At 72.7% G+C, this 14,698-nt stretch carries 12 protein-coding genes; 4 read left to right on the forward strand and 8 right to left on the reverse strand.

The genetic code is table 11. The features are described 5' to 3' along the window. Positions 1–65 precede the first annotated feature (65 nt). The gene (locus ACLWS4_RS36065) at positions 66–806 is read left to right on the forward strand and encodes an ArsR/SmtB family transcription factor (protein WP_416876344.1); all 741 of its coding nucleotides are present in this window, start codon (positions 66–68) and stop codon (positions 804–806) included. Positions 807–894: 88 nt separating this feature from the next. Here the strand turns inward: ACLWS4_RS36065 and ACLWS4_RS36070 are convergent, their stop codons facing one another. The 3 genes from ACLWS4_RS36070 to ACLWS4_RS36080 all read right to left on the reverse strand — a co-directional run bounded on the left by ACLWS4_RS36070 (position 895) and on the right by ACLWS4_RS36080 (position 3,637). After that, positions 895–1,680 carry a DUF2785 domain-containing protein gene (locus ACLWS4_RS36070; RefSeq protein WP_416876345.1) on the reverse strand — a complete coding sequence of 262 codons (786 nt, stop codon included), beginning with the start codon at positions 1,678–1,680 and terminating at the stop codon, positions 895–897. A 364-nt stretch (positions 1,681–2,044) separates the two neighbouring features. Next, positions 2,045–3,412, reverse strand: coding sequence for a diaminopimelate decarboxylase (gene lysA / locus ACLWS4_RS36075; protein ID WP_387966886.1), 1,368 nt, complete (start codon positions 3,410–3,412; stop codon positions 2,045–2,047). A gap of 51 nt (positions 3,413–3,463) precedes the next feature. Beyond that, positions 3,464–3,637 (reverse strand): hypothetical protein, encoded by a 174-nt coding sequence (locus ACLWS4_RS36080; RefSeq protein WP_375874815.1) that lies wholly within the window; start codon positions 3,635–3,637, stop codon positions 3,464–3,466. Positions 3,638–3,951: 314 nt separating this feature from the next. Here ACLWS4_RS36080 and kdpB point away from each other — a divergent pair, with 314 nt between their 5' ends. Together kdpB and ACLWS4_RS36090 are read left to right on the forward strand one after the other, a co-directional pair. Further along, complete coding sequence (gene kdpB, locus ACLWS4_RS36085) at positions 3,952–6,138, forward strand: potassium-transporting ATPase subunit KdpB (RefSeq protein ID WP_079272120.1); 2,187 nt, start codon at positions 3,952–3,954, stop codon at positions 6,136–6,138. A 189-nt stretch (positions 6,139–6,327) separates the two neighbouring features. Next, a complete protein-coding gene (locus ACLWS4_RS36090) occupies positions 6,328–6,813 on the forward strand; it encodes a universal stress protein (protein WP_049650056.1) in 486 nt (161 codons plus the stop codon). Between the two features lie 37 nt (positions 6,814–6,850). On the opposite strand, the gene ACLWS4_RS36095 is transcribed toward ACLWS4_RS36090, so the two are convergent. Next, positions 6,851–8,020 (reverse strand): alpha/beta hydrolase, encoded by a 1,170-nt coding sequence (locus ACLWS4_RS36095; protein WP_416876346.1) that lies wholly within the window; start codon positions 8,018–8,020, stop codon positions 6,851–6,853. 505 nt (positions 8,021–8,525) lie between these two features. On the opposite strand from ACLWS4_RS36095, the gene ACLWS4_RS36100 reads away from it, so the two are divergent. Continuing rightward, on the forward strand, positions 8,526–8,990 hold the full coding sequence (locus ACLWS4_RS36100) for a hypothetical protein (RefSeq protein ID WP_117487037.1): 465 nt from the start codon (positions 8,526–8,528) through the stop codon (positions 8,988–8,990). Here ACLWS4_RS36100 and ACLWS4_RS36105 read toward each other — a convergent pair. From ACLWS4_RS36105 to ACLWS4_RS36120, 4 genes are all read right to left on the reverse strand, one after another. Further along, positions 8,978–9,601, reverse strand: coding sequence for a hypothetical protein (locus ACLWS4_RS36105; RefSeq protein ID WP_117487038.1), 624 nt, complete (start codon positions 9,599–9,601; stop codon positions 8,978–8,980). The genes ACLWS4_RS36100 and ACLWS4_RS36105 overlap by 13 nt on opposite strands. Positions 9,602–9,692: 91 nt before the next feature. After that, a complete protein-coding gene (locus ACLWS4_RS36110) occupies positions 9,693–13,406 on the reverse strand; it encodes an ATP-binding protein (RefSeq protein WP_416876347.1) in 3,714 nt (1,237 codons plus the stop codon). Positions 13,407–13,456: 50 nt separating this feature from the next. Next, entirely contained in the window at positions 13,457–13,861 is a 405-nt protein-coding gene (locus ACLWS4_RS36115; protein ID WP_416876348.1) for a cupredoxin domain-containing protein, read from the reverse strand. Beyond that, positions 13,861–14,316, reverse strand: coding sequence for a hypothetical protein (locus tag ACLWS4_RS36120; RefSeq protein WP_049650061.1), 456 nt, complete (start codon positions 14,314–14,316; stop codon positions 13,861–13,863). Before ACLWS4_RS36120 ends, ACLWS4_RS36115 begins: the two co-directional genes overlap by 1 nt. Between the last annotated feature and the right edge of the window lie 382 nt (positions 14,317–14,698).

Here is a 14,698-nt window from a genome sequence, read left to right on the forward strand (position 1 = left end):
GTACGGGACGATAAGGCGCGGACGCTTCGGCCCGACCCGAATCGAGACCGACGACAATCGAAGGCATGGACGATCAGCGCGAGAGCCGGGACGTCGGTGTGGACCTGGCCGTCGTGGCCAGGCTGCTGGCCGACGGCACCAGGGCGGACTTCTGTCTGGCCCTGCTGGACGGCCGGGCCTGGACGGCCAAGGAACTGGCCCGCCACGCCGGTGTCGCGGCCTCGTCCGCGACCGAGCACCTGAACGTGCTCGTACGCGGCGGACTCCTCGTCGAGGAACGGCACGGACGCCACCGCTACCTGCGGATGGCCGACCCGCGCGTGATGGCCCTGATCGAGAGCCTCGCCGCGCTCGCGCCGCACCGCGCCCCCGGACCGCGTTCGCTGTCGGGCTCGGGGCGACAGCGGGCCCTGGCCCGGGCCCGGCTGTGCTACGACCATCTGGCCGGGGAACTGGGCCTGGCCGTCACCGACTCGATGGCCGATCGCGGCCTGCTGGGCTGGGGAGCCGATCCGTCGCTCACCGTCAAGGGGGCGGCCTGGCTCGGAGACCTGGGCATCGCACTGCCCGACGCCTCCCGCAGGCCGCTGGTACGCGCCTGTCTGGACTGGACCGAACGGCGCCCGCACCTGGGCGGGGCCGTCGGCGCCGCCGTCTGCGGGCACGCCCTGGCCGCGGGGTGGCTGACCCGGATCGGAACCACCCGTGCCCTCGCCGTCACGGATCTGGGCAGACGTGAACTGCGCGCGCACCTCGGACTGCCCGCGACCACCGACATGCCGTCCCGGGACCAGCAGGCGGACTAGCCTCCCCGGGACGCTCGGGGCCGGGCGCGAACGGGGCCCACGCGAGGAGTCGGCCGGGCCGACTTCTCGCGCTCCCGGCCGCGCGGCGCTACGGGAGCACCGGGCGCAGGACCTCGGCCACCCGGGCCTTGACCACCTCACCGTGGACGAGCAGGGCGGGCCGGCCCCCGCGCTCAACCGAAACACCGAGGTCCGCCAGCACGTACAGGGCGCGCAGGGTGCGCACCGTGTTGGAGGCCCAGACCGGCATCGGCCCGCGCTCGTACGGGGCGAGGGCCTCGGCGATCGGCGACAGCCAGGCGGTCGAACGCTCCGGCGTCAGGTCGGGGCGGGTGAGGACGAGAGCCACGGCCTTGGCGAGCCGGTCGTCCTCACGCTCGGCGAACAGGTACTCCGTCGGGGCCAGCAGGCGCTCGGCGGCGAGCGCGAGCAGCGGCTCGGGGTCGACCTCGGGCCGCAGGCCGAAGGCCCCCAGCAGGTCCGCGCCGTGCGCCACCGCGTGCAGCCACCCGAGCGCGTCGTCACGGCCCCGCAGGTCGGCCTCCGCGCGGTACCAGCCGGCGAACGCGTCGAGCCACGACGGCCTGAGCACCCCCTGACCCACGATCATCTTCAGGACGAGCGGGGCGAACGTCCTGGCCTCGATCCGCGGATCGCTGAAGCGCCCCGCCATCAGGTCCCCGAGCGCCAGACACCCCTCACCGTCGATCACCCCGCCCCGTATCCAGGCGTCCAGCACCGCGTACGGGTAACCGTCCCTGACCTCCGGGTCCGGATCCCCCAGAGCCACCGCCAACTCCGCGGTCAGTTCGTCCAGCCCGCGCCCCGGGGGAAGTTCGCAGTCGTTCTCGTAGATCTCACGCCAGTTCGTCACGCGCGGACCCTACCGGCGGCCACCGAGCCCTTTCACCTGCATTTTCGTCCTCGCCGGCAAGGCCCCGACCGCTTGGATCCGATCCACACCCGCCCGAAAAGGATCATCACTCCGATAAAATCGAGTCCGTCGAGCACAGGGACGACAAGCGGCTGGACCTGTCCAATGACGCGAACAGGTTCACCGCCTCGGTCGTGATGGGCGATCCCGGCACGGCGCCGGACACCCTGCACCTGACCGTCGTCGCCCCCTGCGTCCCGCGCGGCGCCGGTCCGGGGGCCTCCGCGAGCGGCTGACGGCGAACCTGCCCGGTCCCGCGTGGGAAGTCGGCCGGGCCGACTTCCCACACAGCCGCCGTCCGCCGTCAGCGGCCGACCTCGCGCAGGCGGAAGTCCTCGACCGTCTCGCGCCGGATCAACAGGCGGGCCCGGCCGTCCTTCACCGCGACCACGGCCGGGCGGCCGACCAGGTTGTAGCCGGACGCCATGGACAGCTGGTAGGCGCCGGCCGCCGGCATCGCCAGCAGGTCGCCGGGGCGAAGGTCGGCGGGCAGTGCGGCGTCGCGGACGAGCACGTCCCCGGCCTCGCAGTGGCGGCCGACCACGTCGACCCGTGTCTCCCCCGCCTCCGAGCGGCGGCCGACCAGCCGCACCGTGTACGGCGATCCGTACAGGGCCGGGCGCGGGTTGTCGCTCATGCCGCCGTCCACCGCGACGAAGCAGCGGCCGTCCGCCGTGTGCTTGACGGACAGCACCCGGTAGACCGCCACGGCGGCCGGTCCGGCGATCGCGCGGCCGGGTTCGACGATCAGCCGGGGCACGTCCAGGTCGGCCTCGGCGCAGCGCACCGCCAGCCGGTCGGTGACCCGGACGGCGAACTCGGCGAGGTCCAACTCCTCGTCCCCGGGCAGGTACCTGATGCCGTGGCCGCCGCCGAGGTCCAGTTCGGGCAGTTCGACGCCGTGCCGGTCCCGGGTCTCGGCGAGCAGCCGCACCACCGCGTCCACCGCCTCCAGGTACGGCTCGACCGAGGTGATCTGCGAGCCCAGGTGGCAGTGCAGGCCCGCCAGTTCGAGCCCCGGCTGGTCGAGCACCCGGGCGATCGCGTCGGCCGCGTCGCCGCCCTCGACGGGGAAGCCGAACTTCTGCCCGCCGACCCCGGTCCGCACCGCCGCGTGGTGCCCGGCGGCGATCCCCGGGACGATCCGGACCAGCACCTTCTGCGGCGTGTCGGCGGCCACCAGGGCGGCCAGCCGCGCGATCTCCGCCGGGCCGTCGATGACGATCCGCCCGACCCGCAGCCGCCGTGCCAGCCGCAGTTCCTCCGGGGACTTGGCGTTGCCGTGCAGCAGGATCCGCTGCGCCGGGAAGCCGGCCGAGACCGCCAGCCACAGCTCGCCGGACGAGCAGACGTCCAGGCCCAGCCCCTCCTGTTCCACCCAGTCGGCCATCGCGCTGCAGAGGAAGGCCTTGGCCGCGTACAGCACCTCGGCGTGCGGCAGCGCCCGCCGGTACGCCCGGGCCCGTCCCCGGGCCTCGGCCTCGTCCAGCACGTACAGCGGGGTGCCGAACCGCTCGGCGGCCTCGGCCAGCCCGACCCCGCCGATCAGCAGATCGGCTCCCCGGCCGGGCCGCGCCGTGGCCGGCCAGGGGCCGCCGAGCACGTCGGCGGAGACGGCTCCAGGGGCGGTCCCGGGGGTGGTGGGGACGGGCGGGGCGATGAGCTGGGTCATGGCGGCTGCTCCTCTGGGTGGGCGCGTGGGCGGCGGACGCCCTGACGGGTGTCAGTCCTCGTAGTGCATCGCGAAGCGGCAGTTCGCGGGGCGGGTGCGGTCCCGGTCGGCGGCCGGGGACGGTTCCGGCGGCTCGGGGCGGTCCCGGCGCCAGGCGGCGGGCACGAGGCGGACCGTCCGCTCCAGCGGCTCGTCGACGTCGATGACGGCGGTGACAGTGGTCATGGCGGGGTCCCTCCAGACGACGGCCCGGGCGGCCGCACCCCTCCAGTGGAGACCCTCCGCACACCGACCGCACCCGCCCTTGACGCAGGGCGTACGGCCCGGGGCCCGTCCTTGACGCCTTCCTGACAGCGGTCCGGCGGTCGGCCGGCGGCGGTGTCAGAGCTCCGTCAAGGACGGGGGTTTCGCCGCCAATCCTGTGTCAAGAGCGGCATGTCCCCCGGTTCTCCGGTGGTGGGCTGTCCGCCGTCCCCGCAGCCCCACCCGAACCCGCCGCCCCCGACGAACCGGGGCGGCCCGGAAGGTCCCCCGAGACGATGCGCCGTTCGGCCCTCACCACCCCGGACAACACCCCCGACCAGCAGAACTGGTTCCGCCGCCCGGAGCGCACCGCGGCCCCCGCGCCCGAGCCGCCGCCGAGCCACCGGCCCACCTCGCCGGGCGGCCGCCGCCGGCTGATCACCCGCCGCCAGCTGGCCGAGGCGCTGCCCGCCGCCGTCCGCAAGCTCCACCCGCGCACCATGATGCGCAACCCGGTGATGCTGGTGGTGGAGACGGGCTCCGCGCTCACCACGATCAGCGCCGTCCTCCACCCGGGCGTCTTCGCCTGGGTGATCTCCTTCTGGCTCTGGCTGACCGTGCTGTTCGCCAACCTCGCCGAGGCCGTCGCGGAGAGCCGCGGCAAGGCGCAGGCCGAGTCGCTGCGCCGCGCCCAGTCCGCCACCACCGCCCGGCGGCTGCTGCACTGGCGGGTCGGCACCCGCGACCACCGCCACGAGGTCATCCCCGCCGAGCAGTTGATGGTGCACGACATCGTGCTCGTCCCGGCCGGCGAGGTGGTCCCGCGGGACGGCGAGGTGGTCGAGGGCGTCGCCACGGTCGACGAGTCGGCGATCACCGGGGAGTCGGCGCCCGTCATCCGCGAGTCCGGCGGCGACCGCACCGGCGTCACCGGCGGCACCAGGGTGCTCTCCGACCACCTGGTCGTCCGGGTCACCTCCCGCCCCGGGCAGAGCTTCGTGGACCGGATGATCGCCCTGGTCGAGGGCGCCGACCGGCAGAAGACGCCGAACGAGATCGCGCTCAACATCCTGCTGGCCTCGCTGACCATCGTCTTCCTGCTCTCGGTTGTCTCGCTCCAGCCGATGGCCGTCTACGCGCACGCGCCCCAGACCACCATCGTGCTGGTCGCGTTGATGGTCGCGCTGATCCCGACCACGATCGGCGCCCTGCTCTCCGCGATCGGCATCGCCGGGATGGACCGGCTGGTGCAGCGCAACGTGGTCGCCCTCTCCGGCCGGGCGGTGGAGGCCGCCGGGGACGTGGACGTGCTGCTGCTCGACAAGACCGGCACCATCACCCACGGCAACCGACGGGCCGTCGCCCTGCACCCGCTGCCCGGGGCGACCACCGAACAGCTCGCCGAGGCCGCCCAGTTGGCCTCCGTCGCGGACGGGACACCGGAGGGGCGGTCACTGGTCGAACTGACGAACCGTCAGTACTGGGTGCCGCCGCGCTCCCCCGGCGAACTCGGCGAGCAGCAGCCGGTACCGTTCACCGCCCACAGCCGGATGAGCGGCGTCGACCTCACCTGGCCGGACGGCACCACCTGCCTGGTCCGCAAGGGCGCGGCGAACGCCGTCGCCCGCTGGGTCGCGGACTCCGGCGGGCGGCTGCCGGCGGAGGCCGAACCGCTGGTGGACCGGATCGCCGGGGCCGGCGGCACCCCACTGCTGGTCGCCGTCCACGACCGGCACGGCGCACGGGCGTTGGGCGTGGTCGAGCTCAAGGACGTGGTGAAGGAGGGCATCGCCGAACGCTTCGCCGAGCTGCGGCGGATGGGCATCCGTACCGTCATGGTCACCGGGGACAACCCGCTGACCGCGCGCGCCATCGCCGCCGAGGCCGGGGTGGACGACTTCCTCGCCGAGGCCACCCCGGAGGACAAGCTCGCCCACCTGCGGCGCGAACAGGCCGCCGGGAACATGGTCGCGATGACCGGCGACGGCACCAACGACGCCCCCGCCCTCGCCCAGGCGGACGTCGGCGTCGCGATGAACTCCGGCACCCCGGCCGCCAAGGAGGCCGGCAACATGGTCGATCTCGACTCCAATCCGGCGAAGCTGATCGAGATCGTCCGGGTTGGCAAGCAACTCCTCATCACCCGGGGCGCGTTGACCACCTTCTCGATCACCAACGACGTGGCCAAGTTCTTCGCGATCATCCCCGCGATGTTCGCGAACGCCTACCCCGGGCTGCACCACCTCAACATCATGGAGCTGCACAGCCCCACCTCGGCGATCGCCTCCGCGATCATCTTCAACGCGCTGATCATCGTCGCCCTGATCCCGCTCGCCCTGCGCGGCGTGCGCTACCAGCCGGCCTCCGCGACCGACCTGCTCCGGCGCAACCTGCGGGTGTACGGACTGGGCGGGCTGGTGCTGCCGTTCCTCGGCATCAAAGCGATCGACCTGATCGTCCAGTTCGTCCCGGGGCTGGGCTGAGCGATCGGCCGGGGGATCCCGACCGGCCCGTCAGAGCGCTGTCAAAATGTGGGCGACCCGCGTCATGGTGGTGTCAGCGGCGGTACGGACGGCTCCGTTCCGGGGTTCACTGGAGACATCCGAAGCAAGGAGTTCCGAACCGGCGGAGCCCGATGGAGAGAGCCGCCGGAGAGACGGAGGCGAACGGCCATGACCGGGACCACCCGAGTGATCGTCGGCCTGAGCGGATCACTGAGCAGTCTGGCCGCCCTCTACCACGCCGTCGGCGAGGCGGCCCGGCACCAGGCGGTGCTGGTGCCCGTGGCCGCCTGGGCCGCCAACGAGCGGGACGGCCTACGGCCGCTCTCCGAACTGGAGCACGCCGCCCGCCGGCGCCTCGACGTCGCCTTCGACCAGGCCTACGGCGGCTACCCGTCCGACCTGGTCATCCACCCGCTGGTGGTCAACGCCGAGCCCGGCCCCGCCCTGGTCGGCGCCGTCACCGGCCCGGCGGACCTGCTCGTCCTCGGCGCCGCCACCCGCCGCCGCCTGGACCGCCTGCGGCACGGCTCGGTCGCCCGCCACTGCCGCCACCGGGCCGGCTGCCGGGTGGTCGAGGTCTCGCCCTCGGCCCTCCTCACCCGCCTCGAACTCCCGGCCCGCACCGGCGCGCCACTCCCCCTGCTGGCCCGCTGACAGATCGTCACCGACCTTCTGCTGGCGCCCACTTGCGCTACTCCGGGACGCGCAGGTGGGCGCTCAGCCAGCCGAGGGCGGGCGGGATGAGCCGGCCCCAGGTGGTGAAGTTGTGGCCGCCGGTGTCGACCGTCTCCTGGTCGACCACCAGCGGCGGACGGGCCGCCGCCGCGAAGGCGCTGGAGTCGGCGTAGGTGCTGCCGTCCTCCTTGCTGTCCGCGAGCAGCACCGCCAGGGGCGGCATCGGCAGGTGGGCCAGGCGCCAGTCGAGGTCGGCCTCGGCGCGGCGCCGCGGGTCGCCCGCGAAGAGGTCGCCCGTCGTGACGTCCTCCGCCGCCTTGAAATAGCCGGAGAGCGAGACGGCCGCCGGGAAGGTCCGCGGGTGCTCCATGCCCAGCTTGACCGCGCAGTAGCCGCCGGTCGAGTCGCCGACGATCCCCAGGCTGCCGGTGCCGTCCAGCACCCGGTAGGAGGCCCGCAGGTCGGCGGGCACGTCGGTGGTGAAGTAGCGCTGCGCCTGCGGCCCGTTCGGGATGTCCTCGCACTCGCTGTCCCGGGGCATGGTCGGCGAGGGCCGCATCAGCACCAGGACGGTCGGCTGCATCGACCCCTTGCGCAGCAGGTCGAGTTCGGCCGCCGGGTAGCGCAGCTTGGTGACCAGGTTGGCGGCGTCGCCGGGGAAGCCGGTCAGCACCAGCACGGCCGGGAAGTGCCGTGCCTCGCCGCCGGGTTGGAAGTACTGCGGCGGCAGGTAGACGTAGCCGTCGGAGCTCAGCCCGGTGGTCGCCCCGGGCAGCCGCACCCGGTCGAGCCGCCCGATCCGGGCCGGATCGCGGCCGACCGCCCCCGCGCCGGTGATCTCCGCCGGGCCGAGCACCTGCACGCCGGCCGCGCCCGCACCGGTGCCGCCGCCCGCCGCCGTACCGCCGCCCGTCCCCGTACCGCCGCCCGTCCCCCGGATCACCCCCGCGCCGTGCTCGCGTCCCAGCAGGTCGGACCAGCTGCTGTAGAACACGAAGTAGTCGTTGACGGCGAGCCCCAGCGTGACCAGCAGGGCCAGCTGGGTGACGGCGATGGTGCCGAGCCGCAGGAACATCGCGGGCCAGCTCCGAACGGCCAGCCGGGGCCAGACCCACAGCGTGCCGAGCACCGTGAACACCGCGAGCAGCGCCGTCAGCGCCAGCAGCTTGTGGTTGGTGAGCCCCATCGGCCCCGACCTCCCCTACCGCCGTGAATCCCGGCCGCGGAACCCGGCTGTGGTACCCGGCGCTGTGGAACCCTGCCGCGAAGGCCGGCCGTGGAAGCGGAGCTCCGTACTCAAAGTAGCCGGTCGGACACCTCCGGGCACGCCACCGCGAGCCCGGGTTCCGCAACTTCGACAAGCCTGTCGAAGTTGGCATGCCCAGGCTATGCTGACCCGAAGCCCACCCCTGGTCGGGCCCCTCGCCCCGTCGACGCACGCACCGCCCAGGTGCGCCCGACCGGAAGGAGGTGCGGTCGCAGCCTCCGCCAGACGGCCCACCCGGCCGACCCTTCCCGATCGGCCAACAAGCCGTCCACATCGCCTTCTTGATGGTCCGTCAATTCTCATCCGCGATTTCACCGCCTGAACCGTGACGCGTGCCCCGGGCCGCCCACCGCCCGTTGTACGGAAGGTGAATCGCCGCGCCCGCCCGAAACCCCCGGCCGCCCCGCCGAGGAAGAGGTTCCGCATGACGACGTCCCGGACCCACCCGCGCCCCGCCGAAGCCGCGGTGCTGCTCACCGTGCTCGGCCTGCTCGTTCTGGAGGAGATCGCCCTCGGCATGGCCGAGGAGGAGGACCGCCCCGTCATCGGCGGCATCCTGATCGGCGCCTCCGGTACCGGCCTCCTGGTGGTCGGCGCGGTCCTGCTCAGCCGCTGGATCGACCTCCGTCGCCCACTCCCGCTACCCCCACCCGGCCCCAACGGCCGCGAGTACAGCGCCCGCGCCCTCGAAGGCTTCCCGATGGAGGCCGTCCGCCCCATACTGCTCGCCGAGAACGCCCCCCAGCTCGGCCACCTGTACTCCGCCTGGATGCTCGCCCGGGCCGGCCGCCCCGCCCCCTGGATCGCCCGCCGCCTGGCCATCCCGCCGGACGCCGCCCAGCTCCTCGTCGACGCCGCCCGCACGGCGAGACTCGATCAGCGCCGCTGACCAGGCGCCGCACTCGCCTGCGCCACCAGGTACGGCACCAGCCCGCGCTCCGCCAGCGCCGACCGCCAGGCATCCCGCGCCAGCACCAGCTCCCCCGGCCCGTCCGCCGCCTCCCCGGCCTCCGGCCCCCTCGCCCGGGCCGCCCCCAGCAACCCCAGCCCGCCCACCAGCAGACTCACCGCACCCGCCCCGGCCGACACCCACCCGGCATCCACCAGCGCGTGCGCCAACACCTCCATGTCCTCGACCAGCCCCAGCACGGAACCCAGCAGCAGGAAGACCACCGCCGCCCCCACCGCGATGATCGGCACCACCACCCCCAGCACCCCCCACCACCCCGACGCCCGCTCCCTGGCCGGCACGTCCACCGGCAGCCGCGCCACCGCATCGGCATCCGCCCGCAACGCCGCGTACCGCTCGTACTCCGGCGCCGCCGCGGCCAGCACGAACTCCGCGTTCTCCCGCGCCGTCCGCCGCAACCGCTCCACCCCCCGGGCCTCCTCCCCACTCGCCCGCAACGCCGCCCGCACCTCCGGCGCCGAGAGCGCCCGCCCGAGCTCCGTCTCGAAGTCCGCCCGATCCTGCTGCGGCAGCCGAAGCGGCCTGTCCATGCTCGTCCCCGATCGCCGTGCGTAATGTTCTACAGAACTGTAGAACAAGGAGGCACGTTGCAGCAGCCCTGTTCACGGGTGGATTCGGCGCTCAGGAGGGGTCGGCCATGGGCACCCGGGCGAGAGCGTCGCGGATCGACTCGGCAACGTCGGGGACGGGGAGGCCCCACTCTCGGTACCAGTCAACGATCTGCATGATCGGCCGGCCGGTTCGTTGGGAGACCTCCAGGAGAGTCGCCAACGAGATGCCCTTGCGGACCATGTGCGGGCTGTTGTCGAGCTCTCCGACGATCTCCAGGGCCTGTCGGTGCGTCAGCTCCGGGTCCAGGTCGTCGCAGGAGACGGCAATCCCCCGGGACTTCAGATGGCTGGCCAACTCCCCGGGACTCCGGTCGAGGAGGTACCCCGCCGTGATCAACTTGGCGAAGGGAACCGTCTCCCCCATCGCCAGATCGTCCCAGTCCATGACGCTGCCGGACTGGAAGAGCTCCCGGTCGAGACGCGTGGCCGGGCCCGGAAGGAACACCGGCGATCCGTAGGCGCGGTACCGCTCGACCAGCTCCTCCAAGGAGATGTCGTCATATCTCAACAGAGAGAACGCGAACCGGAAGTGGACGTCCGCGGGATCGCCCCACTCTGGTGCTCCGTCGAAGAGGAACAGATCCTCCGTCGTGGCATCGCGCGGCAGCCGAGGCCTCGGGAACCCGAACCCCGCGAAGGACTCGAGCACCTCGGCGATCCCGGTCCCCGTCCTGTCCGCCACCCGCAGCACATGGGCGACCGGAACGGGGTGCGCCCGGCTCAGCCACGGCCACGCCCCGTCGAGGTGACAGCTGAGCACCACGGCCACGTCGTTCGACGGCAGGCGGGGAAGTCCCGTGACGTCGGCTTCCAGTCCGTACACCGCCATGGCCTCGGCGATCTCGGCGACAGGGACACCCAGCGTGGCGCCGGCCTTGGCCAGGTACCCGGGGGCGACGGCCTCCCCCGGTTCCGGCCACCCACGGAACCTCCGTCCTTCCTCGGTTCCTCTCAGGAACACCCGATCCGACTCGATGGCAAGCGCGAGGTCGAGCACGGCCTGGGGAACGTTCACACCCTCCCTCGACCAGTCCGCGGCCACCTCGGCAACCGACGTGGCCCGCTCCTCCGTTGCTGTCATCAGCCCTGTGACCGTGACCTGCCGACTACCGGCCTCGGGGGTGCCGTCCCCCCGGCCGGCCTCGTGATGGCGACGCCAGTACCTCGTCCTGCTGCCATGGGTCGTCGTCATAGCGAGTTGCTCGGAGGGCATCGCCACACGTCCACGGCCCGCGGTCAGGAGCGGTGGCCAGATCTCCGCGAGTTCCGCCAGCTCCTTCCGTCGGTCGTGCGCCAGGAGCCGCCAGAGGACCACGGAGTCCTCCGGCGCGCCGGACACCGGCCCCACCTCGCTCCTTCCGCTGGGCAGCGGGATTCCCACCGCGCCGAACAGGTCGACGTCCACAGGGCAGCACCCCGTCCGTCGAGTATCGAAGACGAAGCCGCGGTACTCGAACCGCCGACCCTGCCGGACACATTCGGCGGCCACGACATCGGCGATGCCCGCGTTGCCGAGCGTCACGCGCGCGAGCCACTTCATGCTCAGCAGTGTCGAGTCGGTCGAGACCAGATCGACCGCCGCCGACTCCAGAAGTCGGCGGACATGGTGGGACACGTCATCGATGACAAGGCGCCGGTCGACCGACAACCTGCTCGGCGACCACTCTCCCGAGAGGTTCACAACAGCCCCCGCCAAACGCCTGGTGGGCCTCACGAACTCCCCCAACGCCGAGGGCTGAACGAACAGTCCGTCCACCAACAGGGCCCCGCCGTACTCGCACCACATCACCTGCGCGCCGTCGGGAGCGTGCTCCCACGGGACCACCGTGCCCGATGCTTGGAACCCGAACTCCTCCTCCGAGCTCCCTCCTAGGGTCCGCAGGATCCCGGCCCTCCATTCGGATTCCCGCTCGCCGTGCACCGCCGAGGTGGCGAACTCCGCGATGGCCAGGAGGCGTTCGAGGACGTCGACGCACGACCACGACTCTCTCAGATCGATGTCGTCACGCAGGTACAGCCGGACGGTAGTACCCGGCGTGCGGCCCTGTTTCGCCAGTTCGGCGATGCGGAAGAGGTGGCTCGGGCCGTAGATCGAGACTTCCAGCTGCGGACCCAACCGACCCTTGGTGTCCAGACGGCAGGTGGTGACCCGGATCTCGTCGGCGAGCATGAAGTAGCTCAGCACGCCGATGCCGAAGCGGCTGTTCGGATACAGCTCGACGGGCGGATCCACCTTGCGCCACTCGGCGCGTTCGAGCTTGAAGTCCAACTGTTCGGCGAAGCGGGCGCCGGCGTTGGAGAAAACTCCCCGCAACTCCTCCTCGCCCATTCCCACGCCGTTGTCCTCGCACTCCAGGTAGGCGCGGCCATCCTCGTCCACTCCCTGGCGGAACTCGATCCGCCCCTCGTAGGAAAGGGGGCCCAGGCGGAAGATCCGCGACCGGTCCAGGTACTGCACGCGGGCCCGAGCGTAGCGGCAGGCGTCGAGGGCGTTCTGGTAGAGCTCGCGAACCGCCAGGTCCCGGTCACGGTAGAGCTCTACGCCCATCAGCAGGCTGCGGACCCGGCGTTCGTCCATGCGGAAGCGCGCCCAGCCGGTGAAAGCGCCGGCGGCGGGGGCGGCTTCGTCGGAGGTGAGGCGAGTGGGGAGTGGATGGTCGGTGAGGACACGGCGGACGGCGTGGAGGAGTTCGTCGGCCCGGGCGGTGTACTCGCGCAGTCCTTCGACTACCGCCTCGTGGTGGCACTCGGCGCGCAGTACCGGCAGGTCGTAGGAGCCGCCCCACGCGGCCTCGTCCAACGTTCGGCGCAGGTCGGTGAGGTCGACCTCGTGCGGGATGCCGAGGTGTTCGGCCACGATCTCGGGCAGGGCGGTCATCTCGATGGCGGTGCCGTACGCCAGCGCGAGCAACAGGGCCAACCTCGGCTCCCGGACGTGCTGTTCGCCCGGGGCCCGCAGGTGGTCGTCAGCACTGAGGCTTGCCAGGTAGTCACGGTTGCCGACGTCAGGGCCCCGACGGAGACCGTGCAGCAGGGCGCAGACGCGCTTGAGGGCGAAGGTCTCGCCGAGGTCGGCGAGCATCGGCAACTGGTCGACGATCTCCTGGACGCCGTCGGGGTCGGCGAGGTCCTCGTGCTGGTCGAGCCAGCGGTGGAAGAGCCACCAGCCGAGGGAGACAGCGGAGGCGGGGCGGGTCCGGGTGCGGCCCACGAGCAGGTCGTAGGACTCGATGAACTGCCCGTACGCCGCGCGGTCGGCGTCGGGGTCGAGTGAGGAGGAGAGTTCGGTCGGACGCACGGAAGCGCGCGCCGAAGCCAGGCGCAGCGCGCGGACTCGGTAGAGGAACGGCAGGACAGCCAGCAGCGCCGCCTCGGCCGGGTACAGGTCGAGGCGATCGTCGCCGAGCAGCCACTCGACTCGTGAAGCGAAACGCACCGCGATCCCAGGGTCCTGCCACGGGTCGTCGGCAAGCGCCGTCTCGTCCCGCAGCCGGGCCAGTTCGCCGACGGCCTTCAGGACGACGCACCGGTACGGCTCGGCGTCCCGGTCCTCCCGGATGTGCTTCCAGGCCCGTGACTCGGCAGCGGCCCGCACCCAGTCGTCGGCCCCGTCCGGCACCGTCGGGGGCTGGCTCCCGCCCACGTAGACAGCCCCGATGTGTCCGGCCTGCACGACCGTCCCGTGCACCGGGCCGTTCACCGTGTTCGCAGTGTGGTCCACCATCCCTCGTCCCCTCCCCATGTGCAGGGGAATGAGCGTAGGGCAAGCGCCCCTCATGCCACGGTCAGAATCCCGCGCATGAAGTGGTGGAACGTACAGAGGTACGAGTACCCGCCCGGCTGGGTGGGAGCGGTGAGCGTCGCGCTGCCGCCCGGGGCGATCGGGCCGGTGTCGAAGGTGCCGTCCTGGGCGGTGAGGGTGTGGGCGGTGGTGCCGGTGTTGGTCACGGTGACCGCCGTGCCCGGGCTGAGGGTGAAGTCGGCCGGCTCGAAGGAGAAGTCGCGGATCGTCACCGTCCCCGTGAAGGGGCTGGGCGACGGCGGGGCCGTGGATGGCGACGGCGGCGCGACGGTACTGCTGGTCTCCTCCGGGCCCGGCACCATGAACGAGCTGACGCAGCCGGTCAGTACGGGGGCCGCGGCGAGCAGGAGGGCCGAGGCCCGGAGGAGGGTCCGCATCAGGCGGGGGTGGCAAGCAGCCTGGCCCGCTTGGAGTCGGCAGCGGCCGACGGGGTGGCGCCGATGTTGGAGACGGTGGTGGTCAGGATGGCGTCGACGTCCGGGATCCAGTTGGTGGTCTTGGACTGGACGAGAACCTGCCGGGTCTGCGGCGTGCCGTCGCAGATCACGTCCGCCTCCGCGGTCCGGCTGGAGCCGAAGGCGACGACGGTGTTGTCCTCCGGGTCCTTCTGTTCGACGGAGACGGTGAGCGAGCGGGCCTCGTCCGCGATCGAGCAGAGGTACTCGACCTGTACCCGGACCCGGCCGGGGAGCTTGGGGTCGATGACGGCGTCGCCGAGGGTGACGGTGGTGGGGACCGGCTCGTCGGCCCGGGCCGGTACGGCGGCCCCGGCGGCGCCGGTGAGGCCGGTGAGGGCCGAGGTGAGTACCGTCAGGATGATCCACCGCTGCACTGAAACCTCCGGTCTGAGGACGTATAGGCGTACGAACGCATTGCGGCCGACGTTAACCGCCCGGAGATCCACCCGCGCGCCCAACCGTCCGAACGTCATACCAACAGCCCAGCGCCCGTCCGCAGCCCTCCCCCAGCCGGTCCCAACCGACCCTCGCCCGCCTCGTACTGCGGCGCTACGACCAGGCCCGGGCAGCCGGCCCCGCCCGATGGTGTGCGTGAGAAGTCGACCTGGCCGACTTCTCACGCACGCAGGGGGAATGACGTCGGGCCGGGCCCCCCGGCCCCCGGGGCCCGGGGGCGAACGGGGCACGGCCCCCAGGGCACGTCGGGCGGTGGGCGCACAGCCCCCCCCTGGCGCCGCCCCGGCGGGGGGCGCGCGC

It is taken from the genome of Kitasatospora sp. SC0581 (assembly GCF_048159585.1).
In the GTDB taxonomy this organism is placed as follows: domain Bacteria; phylum Actinomycetota; class Actinomycetes; order Streptomycetales; family Streptomycetaceae; genus Kitasatospora.